Raw genomic sequence first — 18,585 nt, 5'->3', positions numbered from 1 at the left:
ATTAAAGGAAAACGGTACTAGTTTGGCAGGATATGCAGCCGGAATAAAGTAGGCCTTAGCAGCTTTCCAATGCTTTTAGCTGATAAAGCAATTCAAGCGCCCTCCTTGGTGTCAGGTTATCCACATCCACACTGGCCAGTTTTTTCAAAATCAATGACTCCGTAGTGCATGGATTGTCCTGGCCTGAGTCTTCAGGATGATGGGCCTTTAGTGTATTTAAATACTCTTTTGCAAGCATGAGCACCTCTTCAGGAATACCTGCCAGGGCTGCTACATCAATGCCATAGCTTTGATCTGCATAACCATCTTTAACCTGATAAAGAAAAACAATGCTGTTTTTTCGTTTAACCGCCTCAAGATGTATATTGCGGATACAGGAAAACCGTTGCGGAAGTTCGGTCAATTCATGATAGTGCGTTGAAAACAAGGTATAAGCCTTCACGGTATCAGCAAGATAGGCACAACAGGAATAGGCCAGTGCCACGCCGTCATAAGTGCTTGTCCCTCTGCCAATTTCATCGATTAAAACCAGGCTTTGCCGGGTTGCATTGCGCAGGATATGGGCTGTTTCGGTCATTTCTACCATAAAGGTAGAGCGGCCGGATGTGAGGTCGTCACTGGCGCCGATGCGGGTAAATATTTTGTCCAGGGGACCCAGTTTGGCGTGTTGTGCCGGTACAAAGCTGCCAATATGCGCCAAAAGTATGATTAATGCATTTTGCCGCATGTAGGTTGATTTTCCGCCCATGTTAGGGCCTGTTATCAATAATATGTTTTGCGCGGGATGAAGGTATAAGTCATTGGCAATAAATTTTTCCTGCAGGATCTGCTCAATGACCGGGTGCCTGCCAGTCTTAATTTCAATCCCAGGTTCAGAAACCAGAACAGGGCATTGCCAGTTCAGAGATATTGCCCGCTCGGCAAGATTATTCAAAACATCTAGCGTTGAAAGGGCCTTGGCGATTTCTGAAAGCCTTGCAATATATTGGTTCAATTCCTTTAAGAGGTTTTCATAAAGCCATTTTTCTCGAGCAAGCGCTTTTACCTGCGCTGATAAAACCTTCTCTTCAAAATGTTTTAATTCTGGCGTGATAAAGCGTTCCACATTTTTGAGGGTCTGCCTGCGCTGAAAATGGGGTGGAATCTCTTCTGACTGCCCCCTTGACAGTTCAATATAATAGCCATGAACGCGGTTATAGCCGAATTTTAAAGAACTTAACCCGCAACGCTTTTTTTCTTCCTGTTCAAGATCCAGCAATTTATCCGAGGCGCTGTCATTTAATTCTCGCAATTCATCCAGCATCTCATCAAACCCGCGGGCAATGACGCCACCGTCGCGAAGCAGGGCTGGAGGATTGTCAACGAGCGCCCGGCTTAACAAATCCTCCAGTACCGGCTGAGGCTGAAGGTGTTTGCAGATATTTTTTAACAAATAGCTTTGCTTGGGGGCGAGCGCCCTTTGAAATTCGGGGATTAATTTCAGCGTTTCGCGTAAAAGCAGCAAATCTCTTGGCCTTGCGGTTTGTAAAGCTATGCGCGAGATAATGCGCTCGATATCGGATGTCTGTTTTAGGAGTTTATAAATAGCATCGGTTTGTTTCTCCGCGATGAGTTCGCGTATCGCTTCCTGGCGATGCCGGATGGGTTCATGCTGCCTTAAAGGCCTCCCAAGCCATCGTTTCAATAAGCGGCTTCCCATGGCAGAGGCTGTTTTATCCAGCAGAGCATATAAACAGTTTTCATTTTTGCCATGATTGCTTTCAAATAATTCCAAATGTTTTTGTGTTGCCGCATCCAGCTGTAAATAATCATCGCTTTTCTCAAGCGTCAGCGACTTTAGGTGAGGCAGAGACTGGCGCTGGGTTATGCGCAAATAGGAGAGCAAACAACCTGCTGCCGGAACAGCGGCAGGAAACTCATTTAACCCGAGGATTTCAAGATTCACGACCTGAAATTGCTCACATACTATTTTTTCTGAATTTCCCATCGCAAATTCATAATCAGGTCTGATTTTGATGAGAAACTCATCCGGCATTTGGATAGAGCATGCATCACTGACTAAAATTTCCGCAGGTTTTAACCGATGGATTTCAGCATGAAGTTGAGCTTTATCTGCTGCATGGGAGACATGAAACCGACCGCCGCTTAAATCAACCCAGGCGAGCCCATATTGTTGCCGCAACTCATAAACAGCAAGCAGAATATTATCTGCGCGGGCGTCGAGCAACGCGTCATCCGTAAGCGTTCCCGGCGTTATGATGCGGGTTACTTGCCGCTCTACCAACCCTTTTGCTGAAGATGGATCGCCAATTTGTTCGCAAATTGCAACCGATTCCCCTTTTTTGACGAGCCTTGCCAAATAATTTTCAACAGCATGGAAGGGTACTCCTGCCATGGGGATCGGTTTTCCGCCAGACTGGCCGCGGTGAGTCAAAGTCAGGTCAAGCAGGTTTGCCGCACGCTTGGCGTCATCGAAAAAAAGCTCATAGAAATCGCCCATACGGTAAAAGAGAAGCATGTCAGGATGCAGTGCCTTTATTTTTAAATATTGCTGCATCATAGGAGTATGGGATGAACTCATCTTAATTATTATTCTGGGTAAAGTTGTGCAAATTCTAGCAAATGACAGATGACAAGTCAGTACCAATCCAGCCTAATAGCTTTGTTCAGCGCCAAGATCTAATAGTCAAACCAATGAGCAGGTAGGGGTTATCTCGCCTGTTCTTTGCCTTAAAATAATCCATAATGAATTATTGGTGTTCATTGAGCTCTGGTTTTTGGGTTTAACTGAAGAGAATTACAATTAACTCCTTCACAATAAGTAAATTTTTGCTAGACTTTGAAACGGGAGACTTTTAAAAAATAAAAAAAAACGGGAGAAAAAAATGAAACAGTTGGCAATGTTGTTCGTAGCTGGTTTTATGGCCTTGTCGCTTGTAGCCTGTGGCGGTCAGGATAAGCAAAAACAGCCTGAAGTCAGAACAGAAACCACCGCGACTCAGCCTGAGCAAACACCTGAGCAAGCACCTGCCGCTACAAATACTGAAAATCAGGGCGCAGACCAAGGCGCTGCTGATAATCAAACACAAGAGTAATACCCCAAAAACAGCAAGGCCCGCTGCAAAGGCAGGTGTTTGCTTTTTTTGATAGATGCTTACTAAACCCCGTATTGCGGGGTTTTTTGTTTATGAAATCGGTGCCGGAGGAGTCATGGATGTGCTGTCAAAGATAGACTGGCTACATATTGTTTATGCGGTTTTCGTGGCGGTATTGGGTTTTTTTATTGCGAGGCAGGTTGGTGCGATAGTCGGTAAAGCCGTCAGCAAACGCTTTTCCCGCCATCTGGCTGTTTTGAGCCGCAGGTTGATATTTTATGGGTTATTTTTACTTTTTTTAATTTCAGCTTTACAACAAATTGGCTTTAAAATGACTGTTCTGCTGGGCGCTGCCGGTGTATTTACAGTGGCATTAAGCTTTGCTTCCCAGACCGCCGCATCCAACCTGGTCAGCGGCATTTTTCTTCTGTTTGAGTCGCCGTTTAAAGTAGGGGATACCATTCGTTTAAAAGACATGGCGGGAGTTGTCGATTCCATGGATCTTTTATCAACCAAGATCAAAACGGCAGATAATATGAGGATTCGCATACCCAATGAAACGATTATGAAATCAGATATCATCAATATGAGCTATTTTAAAACCCGGAGAGTGGATATGCTCATTGGTGTTTCCTATAACACTGAGATTGAGCATGTAAAACATATTTTGCTAACCTTGCTTAAAGCGCATCCGGATGTTTTGCAAGAACCGGCAATGCAAGTGGTCATTAACCAGTTTACCGATTCGGCCATTGAATTAAAATTGATGTTTTGGGCAGAAACAGGAACAGTCAATCAGGTGAAATATGAATTATATGAGCAAATCAAGCAGGTATTTGATAAGGAGGGTATAGAAATGCCTTATCGACAGATGTCGCTGCCTCAGGCATAACAATATGGATCCCGTCACACAGGCGGCTCTTGGCGCTGCATGTTCACAGGCCATCTTGCACCAATATGATAGAAAAAATGCCTGGATCGTTGGCGCTCTTGGAGGAACAGCAGCTGATCTTGACTTGCTCATCCGCTCGGCAAATGATCCGATGCTAACCCTGATATATCATCGGCAATTTACCCATTCTTTTATTTTCATCCCTTTTGGCGCGATACTCGTGACGCTTGCCCTGATTCCTTTCCAGAGATTTCGGGAAAGATGGCGTTTGACTTTTTGGGCTGCTTTCATTGGCTATGCAACCCATGCATTGCTGGATACCTGTACCAGCTATGGCACTGTGTTATTTTGGCCCCTTGCCAATACGAGGTACGCCTGGGATTTAATTTCTATTGTCGATCCTGTCTTTACTGTATTTTTAGGCGCGGGTGTTATCGGCACCCTGGTTTATGATAACCGCAAGCCTGTTTTCCTGGGCATTATACTTGCAGGTGCGTTTTTATCAGTGAATGCACTGCAACACCACCGTGCCTTGGCAGCAGTTCAAGCCTATGCGCATGAAAATCATCTGCAGATAAGCCGGTTAAGAGTGTTTCCCGAACTTGCAAGCTCAACGCATTGGCGAAGCGTTGCTTTCAGCGGTAACAAACTCGTTCTTGCCAGAGTAGCCACCCCCTGGTTTTCAAAAAGCGAGGTTGATTCAACTGCATTATTTCCTGCATTCTCCGGTGACGAACTGCCTGATTATGTATATCATTCAGGAGATCAATTGCGTGATTTGACTATTTTCAACTGGTTTACCGACGGCTATTTGTTACTCGTCAGCCGTAATCCCCTGATTCTTGCGGATGCGCGCTATATCATCGGAAATGAGTCATTAAGGGCATTATGGGGGATAGGATTTAAACCGGGAAAACCGCATGTTGACGATTTGCGCATGATTACTCTAAACACCCAGGATAGATTATGAGTATTGCACTATTAGCCACAGGCGATGAGATTATCCATGGCGACACATTGAATACGAACAGCCAGGCTATAGCTCAGGTTTTATGCTCCGAGGGTTTATCAATGGGGTGCCATTTGGCCTGCGGGGATAAAGAGCAGGAAATTGTCACAGGACTTAAATTTTTGCACAAGCAGCATGAGATCATTGTGATTACAGGAGGGCTTGGCCCTACCTCCGATGACAGGACTCGTTTCGCCCTGGCGCGTTTTCTTCAGGTAGAGTTGATAGAATATCCTGAAGCTTTGCTGCACATTGAGCAGCGCCTTCTCTGCGCCAATTTATCCATGAACGCCGGGAATCGCAAGCAAGCTTTATTTCCAGCCAATGCCACCTTGCTGCCAAATCCTTTTGGTACAGCGCTGGGTTGCATGTGCCGCGCGGATAACAGGCAATACTTCATGCTGCCAGGGCCTCCTGCCGAATGCTTGCCCATGTTGAATCATCATGTCTTGCCTCTTTTACAGCAAACAAAGCGTAGCGGTAAGCAATTATTAAAATGGCGCCTTTTGGGGGTCGCTGAAGGTGAAATTGCGGAAATTCTCGATAAATCCCTCGCAGGATTAAATTGTGATACCGGATATCGCCTTGAAACGCCTTACCTTGAGTTTAAGGTTCGCTGCCCAGCCAGCATGGTCGCTGAGGTTCAAGACATTGTTTTGCCGCTGATTAAACCTTATCTGCTCGGGGAATTAAGCGATAAAGCTTCGGTGCGTTTATGCCAGATCTTAAGCCAGTTATCAGAGCCTGTTGTGATTGTTGATGAAGCGACAGGGGGAGTATTGCAAACCTTGCTTCAAAAGCCAGAAACCTATCAAAGGGTATTTTTTCAGAAGCATGAGAACATCCGCGTCCAGTTTCATCTAAGCGGCCTTGAAGAGTACTGGACGCAAGAGGAGGCTTCTTTCTGCAATATCACCATCAAATACCAAAACGACCGGCAGCAAGGCAGTGAATCCTATCAGCTCCCATACCGCAGCCGATCCGTCATCCACCATGCTGCAGAATGGCTATGCTTCCGCCTGCTTCATCTCATCGATCAACTGCATTAATGCCCAAGCCAAAGCGTCTGTCCCTTCGCGTTTTATGGCAGATATGGCAAACACTTTGTCACGCCACTGCAAGCCGTCAATGATATGTTGGATGGTACGCTGCCTGGTTTCCTGATCGGGAAGCATATCAATTTTATTGATGACGAGCCATCGAGGCTTATTGAGCAACTCTTTGTTAAAAGCAGCCAGTTCATGAATGATGGATTGTGCCGAAATTACGGGATCTGTGCCGTCAAGCGGCGCGGCGTCAATGACATGCAGCAAAACACAGGTGCGCGATAAATGCTTTAAAAAACGGTGCCCTAAACCGGCACCTGCAGCAGCACCTTCTATAAGTCCTGGGATATCTGCCATGACAAAGCTTTTATGAGGCGCGACTTTGACAACACCAAGATGGGGATGCAAAGTTGTAAAAGGGTAGTCAGCGACTTTGGGCCTCGCACTGGATACTGCACGGATTAAAGTTGATTTGCCCGCATTAGGCAGCCCGAGCAATCCAACATCCGCTAAAACACGCAATTCAAGGCGAAGCTCTCGAGATTCCCCAGGCTTTCCAGGCGTGGTTTGCCGGGGAGCGCGATTCACACTGCTTTTGAATCTGGCGTTACCAAGGCCATGAAAACCGCCTTCTGCGACCTTAAGTTTTTCCCCATCTGTTTTGATGTCGCCCATCAGAAAACCCGTATTTTTATCGTAAACCATGGTACCTACCGGCACAGGTATGGTTAAGTCCTCTCCTTTTTTCCCTGTACAGTTGCTGCCCATCCCGCTTTGGCCGTTTTCCGCTTTAAAATAGCGCTGATAACGAAAATCAACCAAGGTATTGAGTTCTTCAGAACCAACAAGAAAAACACTGCCGCCATCGCCGCCATCGCCGCCATCCGGGCCGCCACGAGGAACATATTTTTCACGCCTGAAGCTTAAACAACCATGGCCGCCATGGCCTGCTTCAACTTTAATGATCGCTTCGTCAACGAATCTCATTTTTTTATGCTTATCAATTAGTTAGGGATAGAGTTTGGGGTTCTGTTAGCACTTCATTTAACGGCCGTAAATTCGGCTGACTGCATGAAGAAACTTTGCCGAGCCTGTAAAAGCAATTTGTGGCTATAAAATTGAGTTTGATCGTAGCCCGGATTAGACGCAGTCTTAATCCGGGATTTTCTGCCTAATCCCCATATTACGCTTCGCTAATACGGGCTACAATACTACGGTTCGTATGATAGCGCAGCTAAGTAAATAGCAATAGGATAGGAATGCTTAACTGTCTTGTTGTGATCTTTCGATGATCACATATTTACGGTTTTTTGCACCCTGGACTTTAAATTTTACCAAGCCGGATACCAATGCATAAAGCGTGTGATCGCGCCCAAGCCCAACGCCTTCACCAGCATGAAAGCGGGTACCGCGCTGGCGAACCAGAATTTCACCGGCGTTGACCCTTTGCCCGCCAAAACGTTTAACGCCAAGGTATTTTGGATTCGAATCGCGACCGTTACGTGTACTGCCGCCTGCTTTTTTATGTGCCATTAGAACTACCTCTTACTTATTGATCCCAGTAATTTTAACCTGAGTGTAATATTGCCGGTGACCCATGGTTTTCATGTGATGCTTGCGACGGCGGAATTTAATGATTTTAATTTTTTTGTGCCGGGCATGCTCAAGCACTTCAGCCTGAACCACCGCATTTTCAAGGATGGGCTTGCCGCAGCTGATGTCATCGCCATCCGCAACCATTAATACTTCTGAAAAATCGACCTTACTGCCAACATCAGCGGACAATAATTCTACCTTTAACACATCGCCTTCTTTGACGCGATATTGCTTGCCGCCTGTTTTAATTACCGCATACATATTATTTCTCCAACATACCTTCTGGTTGCACATACCAGCAAAGTGCAACATTCTATAAAATATCAATTCTGACTTCAAGTTGATTTTAAATTATTGTATACTTCGCCACCGTATCCCGCATAACCTGGTCGCGAGGTTAGAGCTTTTTGAGCACGAAAGACGTGCGGCTGCCCGGGAATTTGTTTTTAACGGAGAATACCCATGACAACATTAATTTTAGAAGCTGAAACAAGAACTGACAAGGGGAAAGGTGCGAGCCGCCGCCTGCGTCGTCTTGAGAACAAAGTTCCTGCCATCTTATATGGCGGCAGTAAGGAACCACAGGCGATTCATTTACTGCATAACAAGGTTATAAAGGCGCTCGAATCTGAAAGCATATATTCCAGTGTTTTTGATTTGAAATTGGGCGGCAAGGTTGAGCAGGTAATCCTGAAAGATTTACAGCGCCATCCTTACAAACCGGTCATTTTACACATGGATTTGCAACGCGTAGGCGCCAAGGATGTGCTGGTCAAAATGGTTCCCATACATTTTGTGAATGAAACTGAAGCCAAAGGCGTGAAAGCGGGCGGCATGATCAACCACACCATGAATCAGGTTGAGGTGCGCTGCCAGGCAAAAGATCTTCCTGAATTTATTGAAGTGGATGTCAGTGACATGCAGCTTGACGATGTCTTGCACCTGTCTGATTTAAAACTTCCCAAAGGAGTCCAGCTGACGATAGAACCTGCAGGGGATCATGACCATCCGGTGGTGAGCATCCATAAGCCAAAACGCGCGGCTGAAGCCGAAGCTGAAACCAAAGAAGTACCCGAAGCAGCTTCTGAACAAGGGCCTGAAGAGAGCGCAGAGTAAGCTCTTCCCTGATTTAATGCATATGGGCGGCAATAGGTTATAATATTTATTGCCGCTTGTTTTTTTGGCCTGTTGACATGCAGTCTCAGAATTCCGTGTCTTGCGCCTGGTGCGCGATGTATATTTATCAGGTCTATTGATCCATGCCTATTAAATTGATAGTTGGCTTGCGCAATCCGGGCTCGCAATATGAGAAAACCCGCCACAACGCGGGCGCCTGGTTTGTCGAAGCGTTAACACGCCATTTTGATGCCGTTTTTAAAGTTGAAAAGAAATTTCATGCGGAATTGGCTCATCTTGAATTGAATCATCATGCCTGCAAGGCAGCCCTGCCGTTGGTTTTTATGAATCAAAGCGGGATTTGTGTGCGATCTATTTGTCAGTTTTATCAAATAGGGGTCAGTGAATTGCTGGTGGCACACGATGATATTGATTTGCCGCCTGGGAGGATTAAGCTTAAAACAGGCGGGGGCCACGGCGGCCATAATGGATTGCGCGATATCATCAGCCAACTTGGCAGCCCTGATTTTCATCGCCTGCGCATCGGCGTAGGCCATCCAGGCCACAAACATCTGGTGATCGATTATGTTTTGCATCCTCCCTCAATTTCCGAGCGCGAATTAATCCTCGAGGCGGTTAGGCGGGGAGTGGACATCATGCCTGATGTGTTTAATGGGGCTATGAGCCAGGCTATGAGCCAATTGAACCGATAGTTTTTTCGAGGTAAGTATGGGATTTAAATGTGGAATAGTCGGGTTGCCTAATGTTGGCAAATCAACTTTATTTAACGCTCTCACCAAGGCAGGGATAGAAGCGGCCAATTACCCTTTTTGCACCATAGAACCTAACGTGGGTGTGGTTACAGTCCCGGATGCGCGCTTGCAGGCATTGGCAGGTATTGTGCATCCTCAGCAGACGGTGCCTGCCGTGATGCAGTTTGTCGACATTGCAGGGCTGGTCAAGGGCGCCTCAAGCGGCGAGGGTCTGGGAAATCAGTTTTTAGCGAATATCCGCGAAACCGACGCAATAGCGCATGTGGTGCGCTGTTTTGAAAACCCCGATGTGATCCATGTTGAAGGACAGGTCGACCCCGTCAGCGATATTGAAGTCATCAATACAGAATTGGCGCTGGCTGATATGGAAACTGTCGAACGCGCTTTAAATAAGGCGGGCAAGAACAGCAAAAGTGGGAATAAGGATGCGCTCTTTGAAAAGTATACTTTGGAAAAAATCAGCGCTCATCTAAATGCAGGCCTGCCTGTGCGCACATTAAATCTTTCTCCAGAAGAACAGGCTGTCAGCCGCCGATTGTTCTTGCTCACTGAAAAACCTGTACTTTACATAGCCAATGTCGATGACAATGGTTATGAACAAAATCCCTTATTGGATAAAGTACGAGACCTCGCGCAAACAGAACATGCGAAAGTTGTAGCTATAAGTGCCGCAACCGAGGCCGAGCTTATGGAGCTGGATGAAGATGAACGCAAGGAGTTTATGGCGGACCTTGGCCTCTCAGAGCCCGGTCTGAACCGAGTGATCCGGGCTGGTTACGATTTACTTGGGCTGCAAACCTATTTTACTGCAGGTGTTAAGGAAGTACGTGCCTGGACTATCAGGCGAGGCGCTACAGCGCCTGAGGCGGCAGGCGTTATTCATACCGATTTTGAAAAAGGGTTTATTCGCGCAGAAGTCATTGCTTATGATGACTTTATTGCCTTTGGCGGGGAGCAGGGCGCGAAAGAAGCGGGAAAATTGCGGCTGGAAGGCAAGGAGTATGTCGTTTGCGATGGCGATGTGATGCATTTTCGTTTTAATGTTTAGGCTCTGTTGAACCAAAACGCAAGAGCCTGATTTCATTTGGCATTGTCAATCCCGGTAACAGCTTGTTACAGTATCATTCTTGCTCCTGATTATGCGCCTGTGTGATGAACAATGTCTTGAATATAAAGTCCTTAAGTGTTGCTTTCCAAACGGATAGGGGAAGCATCAAAGCCGTAGATGAAGTTGAGTTTAATATAAGGCAAGGAGAGGCAGTAGCGTTACTCGGTGAATCAGGGTGCGGAAAATCGCTGACCACTCTTGCCCTTTTAAGGCTGTTGCCGGAGCATGCCGTTTACGGCAGCCAAAGCAGAGTGTTGTTTTCGGGCCAGGATCTGCTCGATTTGCCGGAAAAGATCATGCGCTCCATGCGCGGTCGGCGCCTTGCCATTATCTTCCAGGAGCCAATGACAGCTCTAAATCCGGTGCTTAGCATCGGTGCGCAGCTTGCAGAAACCATCCAACAGCATGAATCCATAAGCCGCAGGAAGCTAAAAAACCGCATGCTCGAACTGTTAAATGAAGTTGAAATATCTCATGCAGAACAACGCTTAAAACAATATCCTCATCAGCTATCCGGCGGGCAGAAACAACGGATCGTGATTGCCATGGCGCTCGCTGCAAGGCCTGAAATATTGATTGCTGATGAGCCAACAACCGCACTTGATGTCACAATCCAGGCGCAGATTTTAAAGTTATTGAAAAAGTTACAATGCCAGCACCAAATGGGTTTGCTTTTAATCACCCATGATTTGGGTGTTGTTAAAAAGGTGGCTGACAGGGTCTATGTGATGTATGCCGGGCAAATTGTTGAACGGGCTGAGATAGAGGATTTCTTTCACCAGCCGCTACATCCCTATTCGCAGCAGTTGCTTGCATCCTTACCCTCATTAGCCAAAAGAGGAGAGCGGTTGCAGGCAATTCCAGGCAATGTCCCTGTGCTCAATGCCATGCCTCGCGGCTGCCGGTTTCATCCCCGTTGCGCGCACGTATTTTCTCCCTGCGCCGATATTGAGCCTTTGTTGCAGGAGATAGCCGGCAAGAATCGCCTGGTTCGCTGCCATTTGTATCCGGAACATTCAAAGCCGCCAGCCCTGCGCCGGGAGTCAGCAGTAACGAAACGCTCTCCGTCTCGAGAAACATCTGTGGTTTTATCTGTAGACGATTTGAAAGTGTATTTTATGCTCCATAAAAACCGGCTGACGGGCAAAAAGGAAGTTATTAAAGCGGTAGATGGTTTGTCTTTTACCTTATCCCGCGGTAAAACACTGGCTTTGGTTGGAGAATCAGGGTGTGGCAAAACCACCGCAGCACGGGCTTTGCTGCGTTTACTGCCTGTCACTTCAGGAGCGATAGAATTTTGCGGAAAAAATATTAACGCGCTATACGGCCATGCTCTTTTTCAGTTCAGGCAACAAATGCAGATTATTTTTCAAGATCCATTCTCTTCCATGAATCCAAGGATGACAATCGCAGAAATCCTCGCAGAAGGACTGCAGTTTAAAAGCTTCAATTCGCAGCAGTTACAAAAAAGGCAGAAAGAACTATTAGACATAGTCAATTTGCCAAGCCAAAGCCTCGGGCGTTACCCGCACCAGTTCTCAGGAGGGCAGCGCCAGCGTATTGCTATCGCGCGGGCCTTGGCCACAGAACCTCAGGTCTTGATTTGCGATGAGCCAACCAGCGCATTGGATATTTCTGTACAGGCTCAGATTCTGAATTTGCTGAAGGACTTGCAGGAAGAGCAGGGCATCGCTTACTTGTTTATCACCCATAATCTGGGGGTAGTGTCATACCTTGCCGATGAAATCCTCGTGATGCGCAATGGCCAGGCAGTCGAGCATGGGCCTTGCAAAGAGATCCTGCAAAATCCCAAGCATCCCTATACCCAAAAGCTGCTTTCCTCAGTCCTGACTGTTTAATGCGCGTGCTAAGGAACACCTATGGCGGGTAGTCACATATTGTAATGATATAGCCTGGATTAGACCGAAGGTCGTAATCCAGGATTTCAAATTACGTCTATCTTAGTGACGACGCGGGAATTAATGACTTAATTGATTCTGACGATGTTCATCCTCAATATCCTGTCTTATATTAAGATTAAGCAAGTCATTTTTATTATACTTCTTACCGCTATTCTTGTTGATTGCGTGCCAGGGCAAACCGTCATGCTTCGTTAATTCATCCAAAAGAAACGAAGCAAAAGAATGGCGGTGATAGCGTGTTTTGCTGTCTGTCAGAAATGATTGTATTTCGCCAATAGCGACACCCAGCTTTTCCAGTCCTTCAATTTTGTTTTTTAACTCACAGGCACGGTTTTGACCATAACGGCCATGCCGGGCCCAGGTGAAAAATCCGTGATTACCGCGTTTCGCATCAGATTGCCCTGCATACCAGGAAGCGTATTTTGTCTGTGCGCCAGCCACCGCTTTTTTCAGGTCGTACAGGAGTTGAGCAGCAATAAGATCATGCTCGGCCTGAAGAAGGTTTAAGAAAAATTCCTTTTTTTGCTGTTTAATGTGAGTTTTCAGACTTTCATCCTTTTCTGGATTAAGCTCCTGATTTTCTGTAAGAAAACTATCATAGGCTTGCGTTTCAATTTTTTTATGAATTTCATGTTCTTGATTTTGAATCACTTGATTGAGTTCACCACAGTAGTCGCTGGTATGTGCAAAGTGTGTATTGAAAAAATCAGCAAGGATTTGCTCGAGCTTATGGAATAAAATCTGGCACTGTTGCAGGTTAAAGAAGTCATCTTGAGGAATAAGTTCCTGGCGAATATCTGCGCCTTGGGGGCGGGGACGGGCATAACTGGCATATGCTAATTTTTTATCTGAAAGGCCAAACACATTACAGATTTCATTATATTCTGCTGTCAGCAAATGAAAAAACAATTGTTTTTTCATTAAAGTTTGGGTTGGAATATCAATTCCAGTGCCTTCAAGCGTTGTATAATCAAATGTTCTTGATGCCTGGCCCGCTATTTGCTGATGTATTATATTATTCTCATCCGTGATGGCATCTTTATACGCTTTCAGATAGCTTTGTACATCGCTGAAATCATCTTTACGCTGGCCAAGCAGAGGTGTGGGCAGGAAGCTTGCAATTTCGTTATATTGCTGCTCGGTGAACCCAATCCCAAAATCCTTTGCGATTTTTGAATTAATGCCTGCAAGATATGGAGAAGCCAAATCTTTCGATTGTAACTCTTTCCATTGCCGCTGCTGTTGTTCAGGGGTCATAGGCAGTTTTGCAGGCGGGGTGTCGGCAAGGGTAAAACCTTCAAGGGTTTCCCTTGAACGCCTCCAGTGCGTTCCATCGAATTCACTGATCCTTAGCTTTTCTGTCCACTTATCGATGCCGTCTTTTTGATATAACTTGCCTGCTTTCAGATAAAAGTAGCGCTGTTCTTCTGCATCATAAAGCGTCCAGAAGCCTTGCTTGAGGTTGGCATCAGCCTTTTTCCAGGGTGCAGCCATTGAGGGATGCTCATCGTCAGGCTCTGCAATTTCGACGGTATTGCTGTCCACATCACCTTTTCTATCCATATCAAATCGCAGCCAGGCTTGAGCTTCTGCACACCAGTAAGTTTGCATTTTTACACCTTGATCAGCATCACTTTTAAGCTATTATAACAATTAATGCTTAAAAAGTTAACAGTAAGATCAATAATTCCTCTGCTAAAATCCTTTATCTTTGACTGGACTTTAGCCATTTTTGATATTGTCAATCCCGTGAAGGAGGGAATCTATCTTTCAGGGCACATATGCCAAGTTGCACATGGATCCCCACCTTCGTGGGGATGACAAACCATCAATTTGGATTGATTTAAGTCAAAAATGAAGATAGCTAAAATCCAGCTTTGAAAAGCCTGGAAATAAACGTTGGCAGCTCAGAAAGTGCAATAAGTTGTGTATCCTCCTGATTTCGTGCTTTATATTCCACAAGGCCCTGGTTTAAGTTGCGCTCACTGATCACAATACGATGCGGCACGCCAATCAGGTCGCAATCGGCAAACAATACGCCTGGCCGTTCTTCCCGATCGTCCAGCAACACATCGATGTTTTCCGCAAGCGCGAACTGATAAAGCTTTTCTGCTTCTTCCTGAACCTGTTGTGAGCGATGGGCATTGATGGGAATAATCACCAATTGGAAGGGGGCAATGCTTTCAGGCCAGATGATGCCCCGCTCATCGTGATGCTGTTCAATGGCCGCGGCAACCACGCGGCTGATGCCCAAGCCATAGCAGCCCATGAGTATGGTTTGCAGCTCGCCTTCGGCATTCAGGACTTTTGTATGCATGGCTTCGGCATATTTTGCGCCAAGTTGGAATACGTGGCCTACTTCTATGCCGCGGCAAGCCTGCAAGGTGCCTTTGCCATCTGGGCTTTTATCCCCAACTTGCACTGTACGCAAATCATAGGCATCCTCATAATCTGCGTCGCGTCCCCAGACTACATGCATAAAATGATGGTCTGCCTCATTGGCGCCAGAGACAAATTCAGGCATGGCCAAGGTTTGAAAATCAGCGATGACCGGGATCCCAAGATTAACCGGCCCAAGGGAACCAAAAGGCGCACCTAATGCCTTGCATACTTCTTTTTCATCGGCAAAGGCAAGTGGGGATTTTACCAGAGGATGTTTTGCTGCCTTGACTTCATTAAGCTCGTCATCACCGCGGAGAACCAGAGCCACAAATGGGTGCGTTTTTCCTTCAACAATCAGGGTTTTCACCATATCCTTGGGCGAGATCTTTAAGAATTCAGCGACATCAGCGATGGTTTTTTGATTGGGTGTAGCAATTTTTATCATCGGTTCATGAATTGCCGATGCGTCCGCTTTTTCAGGAATAAAGCTTGCTGCCTGTTCAACATTGGCTGCATAGTCGCTTTCATCGCTGTAAAATATCAGGTCTTCCCCTGAGTCTGCGAGCACCTGAAACTCATGCGATGCAGATCCGCCAATGGCGCCGGTATCCGCTTCAACTGCACGGTATCTTAGGCCCAGACGATCGAATATGCGGCAATAGCTATGATACATATCGTAATAGGTTTTTTGCAGGCAAGTTTCGCTTAAGTGAAAAGAATAGGCATCCTTCATCAGGAATTCGCGTGCCCGCATAACGCCAAACCTCGGGCGTATCTCATCCCTGAACTTGGTTTGAATTTGATATAGATTAAGCGGCAACTGCTTGTAAGACTGCAATTCATCACGAATCAGGTCAGTAATGACTTCTTCGTGAGTCGGCCCAAAACAATAGTTTCTACCGCCGCTATCCTGCATCTTGAGCAGCTGAGCGCCAAAGGTTTCCCAGCGCCCGGTCTCTTGCCAAAGTTCCGCAGGTTGCACAGCGGGCATGAGTACTTCAAGCGCTTGCGCGCGGTTCATTTCTTCCCGCACAATGGATTCCACTTTCCGCAATACTTTCAATCCCATAGGTAGCCAGGTGTAAAGTCCAGATCCCAGCTTGCGAATCATGCCTGCCCTTAGCATCAATTGATGGGAGATGATTTCCGCATCGCCTGGAGTTTCTTTTAAAGTCGCAAAAAACCATTGGGACGCCCGCATGGTTACTCCTTTTATCGGTTATGCTGGTTCAGCAGCAGTGTCTTGCAAGTCAGTCTTAGATGCTGCAGTTTCAGAAGTCAACAAATGGGATAATTTGTCAGAAAGATTTGCTCCCGCTTTTTTATTAAGCCGTGTAATGACTGGAGAGTAGTCTTTAAATAAAACCGCCCCGGTGTTGACATCATAAACAGCACCTACGAGGCCAATTTCATGCGCATCAATTAATTTGCTTAGAATATCGCTTTCCTGATAAATATGCATCAAAGTGTTGGCAATATTAAGTTCAGTCACATTGTGTACAAAGGAATTGTTCTTGCTCGTTCGATTTGTTTCGGTCTTGGTTTCTGCCTGAATGGCTGGCTTAATTTTACCCAAAAGATGGGTGATATGACCCATTTTAACTTCATCGCAGGCGGCTTGAATTGCACCGCAGCGGGTATGGCCAAGAACCACAATTAATTTGGCGCCCGCAACCTTGCAGGCATATTCCATGCTTGCCAAAACATCGTCATTGACAACATTACCGGCAACTCGGATGCAGAACAAATCACCAAAGCTCATATCAAACACTGTTTCAACAGGCACCCGGGAATCAATGCAGCCAAGGACAACCGCGATGGGATGTTGCGTGGCAGCGGTGTATTTGATATCGCTTTTCAGGCTGCGGTGGATGCGGGTGTCTTCCAGGAAACGCTGATTGCCTTCTTTCAAAATATTGAGAACCTGACGAGGGGTAAGCATGGCTTGCACGTCGTAGGTTGTGACATTAATGAAATCAATATAGTTATGAATATCGTAATGATCCTTAAAGCCGATTAAATTTAAGGAAATTTGTTTTTGCGGCGCCTGCTCTTCCTTAAATTCTTTTAAAAACTCGACTATCTCTTTATCAATGTAGTCTGAATAACGAGCGTCAATAATGAGCTGTGAATTTCTGGGAATGGTATCCAGTTCGGCGACGAGGGAAGCTTTATTTAAAAAGGTTGTCTGTTGTGGAAGGATCAAGCGGTTCGTAATGCCGTTTGGATAAATTTCCTTGATGATATCCAACCGTATCTGGCTGTTGGATTTGAGGATGAAAAACAGGCTGACCATTAATCCAATAAGAATTCCAGTCAGCAAATCGAGCATAACAATGCATACCAGGGTTGCGATAAAGGGAATGAATCGATCCCAGCCCTGTTTGTAGATGCTGGAGTAAATAGAGGGCTTGGTCAGTTTATAACCCGTGTAAATCAGGATTGCAGCCAGAGAAGACAATGGAATGCGGTTGAGCATATTGGGAATAAGAATAACCGCCAACAGGATAAAAAGACCATGCAGTATGGCTGCAAATTTGGTTTTTGCTCCTGCTTGAATATTAACCGATGTCCGGACTATCACCGAGGTAACCGGGATTCCGCCAATTAAACCGGCCGCTAAATTTCCAAAACCCTGGGCGACCAATTCCTGATCTTTGGAGCAATAGCGTTTTTTCTTATCGAGCTTTTCTCCTGCCTTTACGTTTAAAAGGCTTTCCAAAGAGGCAACGGTGGCTAAAACAAAAGCGTATAAATACACTTTTGGATTAGCGAATGCGGCCCAGTTTGGCGATTCCAAATAGGAGATGAAATCTTTCAAGCCGTCATTTTGCGGAATATTGACGAGTTGCGGGCTGTGTTGCGCGAGATAGGAGTCGATGAGGATAAAAAATTCGTTAAAAAGAATGCCTATAATAACAACGACAATGGGACCAGGAATGGCTTTTAATAATTTAATTTTCGTCTTATCGAAAAAAATCAAGACAGCAAGGGAGGTAATCGAAAGAATCATGGCTCCGCTGTTGATATGGAATGAGAGATCATAAAGCGGTTTTAAAGTTATTCCTTCCGTTGTTTCCAGCAAATGCATTTTAAGCTCGGAAAGACTGGAAGAAAGCGTAAAAGCAAGCGGCAACTGTTTTACAATTAACAATATGCCGATGGCACAAAGCAGCCCCTGGATTACATTTGAAGGAATATAATCCGCTATAAACCCGGCTCTTAAGCTGCCAACTGCAATCTGCAGCAAGCCCGCAAGCACTACTGCCAGCAAGAAAGTATTAAAATCACCCAGCTGCGTTATGGCTGCGAGTACTACTGCCGCCATTCCTGCGGCAGGGCCACTGACACTGACCTGGGAACCACTAAGGCTGCCAACAACGATACCGCCCACAATCCCGCTTAAAATTCCTGAAAAAAGAGGCGCGCCGGAAGCAAGCGCTATGCCAAGGCATAATGGAATTGCAACCAGAAAAACCACAATGGCGGCTATCAGGTCAAACTTGAATTGACGTTTTTTATAAACACGCAGTTTACGCAATTGCTGCTGAAATGCTTCGGTCATCGGATATTTGTTCGGCCAGTTTAAAGTATGGTCATATTATACTAAAACAATTAATCTGTTAACCCTGTCATGGGAGTGCGT

The 18,585-nt window shown here is 45.9% G+C and carries 15 protein-coding genes; 8 read left to right on the top strand and 7 right to left on the bottom strand.

The features are described from left to right. Window positions 1-55 precede the first annotated feature (55 nt). Complete coding sequence (gene mutS, locus Llon_RS05535) at window positions 56-2,581, bottom strand: DNA mismatch repair protein MutS (protein WP_058529051.1); 2,526 nt, start codon at window positions 2,579-2,581, stop codon at window positions 56-58. A 304-nt stretch (window positions 2,582-2,885) separates the two neighbouring features. Between mutS and Llon_RS05530 the strand changes: the two genes are divergently transcribed. Genes Llon_RS05530 through Llon_RS05515 form a run of 4 tightly spaced genes read left to right on the top strand, consistent with a single transcriptional unit; the run spans window position 2,886 to window position 6,045 of the window. Continuing rightward, window positions 2,886-3,095: a hypothetical protein gene (locus tag Llon_RS05530; protein ID WP_058529050.1), complete on the top strand. Its 210-nt coding sequence runs from the start codon at window positions 2,886-2,888 to the stop codon at window positions 3,093-3,095. A 55-nt stretch (window positions 3,096-3,150) separates the two neighbouring features. Beyond that, on the top strand, window positions 3,151-3,987 hold the full coding sequence (locus Llon_RS05525) for a mechanosensitive ion channel family protein (protein WP_237758265.1): 837 nt from the start codon (window positions 3,151-3,153) through the stop codon (window positions 3,985-3,987). A 4-nt stretch (window positions 3,988-3,991) separates the two neighbouring features. Beyond that, the gene (locus tag Llon_RS05520; protein WP_058529049.1) at window positions 3,992-4,957 is read left to right on the top strand and encodes a metal-dependent hydrolase; all 966 of its coding nucleotides are present in this window, start codon (window positions 3,992-3,994) and stop codon (window positions 4,955-4,957) included. Continuing rightward, window positions 4,954-6,045, top strand: coding sequence for a competence/damage-inducible protein A (locus Llon_RS05515; RefSeq protein WP_058529048.1), 1,092 nt, complete (start codon window positions 4,954-4,956; stop codon window positions 6,043-6,045). The genes Llon_RS05520 and Llon_RS05515 overlap by 4 nt, the downstream gene beginning before the upstream one ends. Here the strand turns inward: Llon_RS05515 and cgtA are convergent. The 3 genes from cgtA to rplU form a co-directional block, all read right to left on the bottom strand. Beyond that, the gene (gene cgtA, locus Llon_RS05510; RefSeq protein WP_058529047.1) at window positions 6,004-7,029 is read right to left on the bottom strand and encodes an Obg family GTPase CgtA; all 1,026 of its coding nucleotides are present in this window, start codon (window positions 7,027-7,029) and stop codon (window positions 6,004-6,006) included. The two genes, Llon_RS05515 and cgtA, sit on opposite strands and share 42 nt — an antisense overlap. Before the next feature lie 276 nt (window positions 7,030-7,305). Next, window positions 7,306-7,575, bottom strand: a complete 270-nt coding sequence (rpmA, locus tag Llon_RS05505; RefSeq protein ID WP_058529046.1) for a 50S ribosomal protein L27 — start codon at window positions 7,573-7,575, stop codon at window positions 7,306-7,308. 12 nt (window positions 7,576-7,587) lie between these two features. After that, window positions 7,588-7,899 carry a 50S ribosomal protein L21 gene (gene rplU, locus Llon_RS05500; RefSeq protein WP_058529045.1) on the bottom strand — a complete coding sequence of 104 codons (312 nt, stop codon included), beginning with the start codon at window positions 7,897-7,899 and terminating at the stop codon, window positions 7,588-7,590. 201 nt (window positions 7,900-8,100) lie between these two features. Here rplU and Llon_RS05495 point away from each other — a divergent pair, with 201 nt between their 5' ends. From Llon_RS05495 to Llon_RS05480, 4 genes are all read left to right on the top strand, one after another. Continuing rightward, entirely contained in the window at window positions 8,101-8,754 is a 654-nt protein-coding gene (locus Llon_RS05495; RefSeq protein ID WP_058529044.1) for a 50S ribosomal protein L25/general stress protein Ctc, read from the top strand. Window positions 8,755-8,897: 143 nt separating this feature from the next. Further along, the gene (pth, locus tag Llon_RS05490) at window positions 8,898-9,467 is read left to right on the top strand and encodes an aminoacyl-tRNA hydrolase (protein ID WP_058529043.1); all 570 of its coding nucleotides are present in this window, start codon (window positions 8,898-8,900) and stop codon (window positions 9,465-9,467) included. Between the two features lie 16 nt (window positions 9,468-9,483). After that, entirely contained in the window at window positions 9,484-10,575 is a 1,092-nt protein-coding gene (gene ychF / locus Llon_RS05485) for a redox-regulated ATPase YchF (RefSeq protein WP_058529042.1), read from the top strand. A 104-nt stretch (window positions 10,576-10,679) separates the two neighbouring features. Further along, window positions 10,680-12,494, top strand: a complete 1,815-nt coding sequence (locus Llon_RS05480) for an ABC transporter ATP-binding protein (protein ID WP_058529041.1) — start codon at window positions 10,680-10,682, stop codon at window positions 12,492-12,494. Between the two features lie 120 nt (window positions 12,495-12,614). On the opposite strand, the gene Llon_RS05475 is transcribed toward Llon_RS05480, so the two are convergent. From Llon_RS05475 to Llon_RS05465, 3 genes are all read right to left on the bottom strand, one after another. Next, entirely contained in the window at window positions 12,615-14,168 is a 1,554-nt protein-coding gene (locus Llon_RS05475) for a hypothetical protein (protein ID WP_058529040.1), read from the bottom strand. 253 nt (window positions 14,169-14,421) lie between these two features. Then, window positions 14,422-16,140, bottom strand: a complete 1,719-nt coding sequence (locus tag Llon_RS05470) for a proline--tRNA ligase (protein WP_058529039.1) — start codon at window positions 16,138-16,140, stop codon at window positions 14,422-14,424. A gap of 18 nt (window positions 16,141-16,158) precedes the next feature. Further along, on the bottom strand, window positions 16,159-18,504 hold the full coding sequence (locus tag Llon_RS05465; RefSeq protein WP_058529038.1) for a bifunctional SulP family inorganic anion transporter/carbonic anhydrase: 2,346 nt from the start codon (window positions 18,502-18,504) through the stop codon (window positions 16,159-16,161). Window positions 18,505-18,585: the final 81 nt, after the last annotated feature.

Origin of the sequence: Legionella londiniensis (assembly GCF_001467825.1) — a bacterium.
Lineage (GTDB): Bacteria > Pseudomonadota > Gammaproteobacteria > Legionellales > Legionellaceae > Legionella_A > Legionella_A londiniensis.
Note: the sequence above shows the minus strand (reverse complement) of the source record. Positions and strands in the feature narration are given on the sequence as shown.

Coding starts and splice junctions, on each gene's coding strand:
- Llon_RS05530 (WP_058529050.1), top strand. CDS start 2,886: ATGAAACAGTTGGCAATGTTGTTCGTAGCTGGTTTTATGGCCTTGTCG.
- Llon_RS05475 (WP_058529040.1), bottom strand. CDS start 14,168: ATGCAAACTTACTGGTGTGCAGAAGCTCAAGCCTGGCTGCGATTTGAT.
- rplU (WP_058529045.1), bottom strand. CDS start 7,899: ATGTATGCGGTAATTAAAACAGGCGGCAAGCAATATCGCGTCAAAGAA.
- pth (WP_058529043.1), top strand. CDS start 8,898: ATGCCTATTAAATTGATAGTTGGCTTGCGCAATCCGGGCTCGCAATAT.
- Llon_RS05520 (WP_058529049.1), top strand. CDS start 3,992: ATGGATCCCGTCACACAGGCGGCTCTTGGCGCTGCATGTTCACAGGCC.
- mutS (WP_058529051.1), bottom strand. CDS start 2,581: ATGAGTTCATCCCATACTCCTATGATGCAGCAATATTTAAAAATAAAG.
- Llon_RS05480 (WP_058529041.1), top strand. CDS start 10,680: ATGAACAATGTCTTGAATATAAAGTCCTTAAGTGTTGCTTTCCAAACG.
- Llon_RS05465 (WP_058529038.1), bottom strand. CDS start 18,504: ATGACCGAAGCATTTCAGCAGCAATTGCGTAAACTGCGTGTTTATAAA.
- Llon_RS05525 (WP_237758265.1), top strand. CDS start 3,151: ATGCTTACTAAACCCCGTATTGCGGGGTTTTTTGTTTATGAAATCGGT.
- cgtA (WP_058529047.1), bottom strand. CDS start 7,029: ATGAGATTCGTTGACGAAGCGATCATTAAAGTTGAAGCAGGCCATGGC.
- Llon_RS05495 (WP_058529044.1), top strand. CDS start 8,101: ATGACAACATTAATTTTAGAAGCTGAAACAAGAACTGACAAGGGGAAA.
- rpmA (WP_058529046.1), bottom strand. CDS start 7,575: ATGGCACATAAAAAAGCAGGCGGCAGTACACGTAACGGTCGCGATTCG.
- Llon_RS05515 (WP_058529048.1), top strand. CDS start 4,954: ATGAGTATTGCACTATTAGCCACAGGCGATGAGATTATCCATGGCGAC.
- ychF (WP_058529042.1), top strand. CDS start 9,484: ATGGGATTTAAATGTGGAATAGTCGGGTTGCCTAATGTTGGCAAATCA.
- Llon_RS05470 (WP_058529039.1), bottom strand. CDS start 16,140: ATGCGGGCGTCCCAATGGTTTTTTGCGACTTTAAAAGAAACTCCAGGC.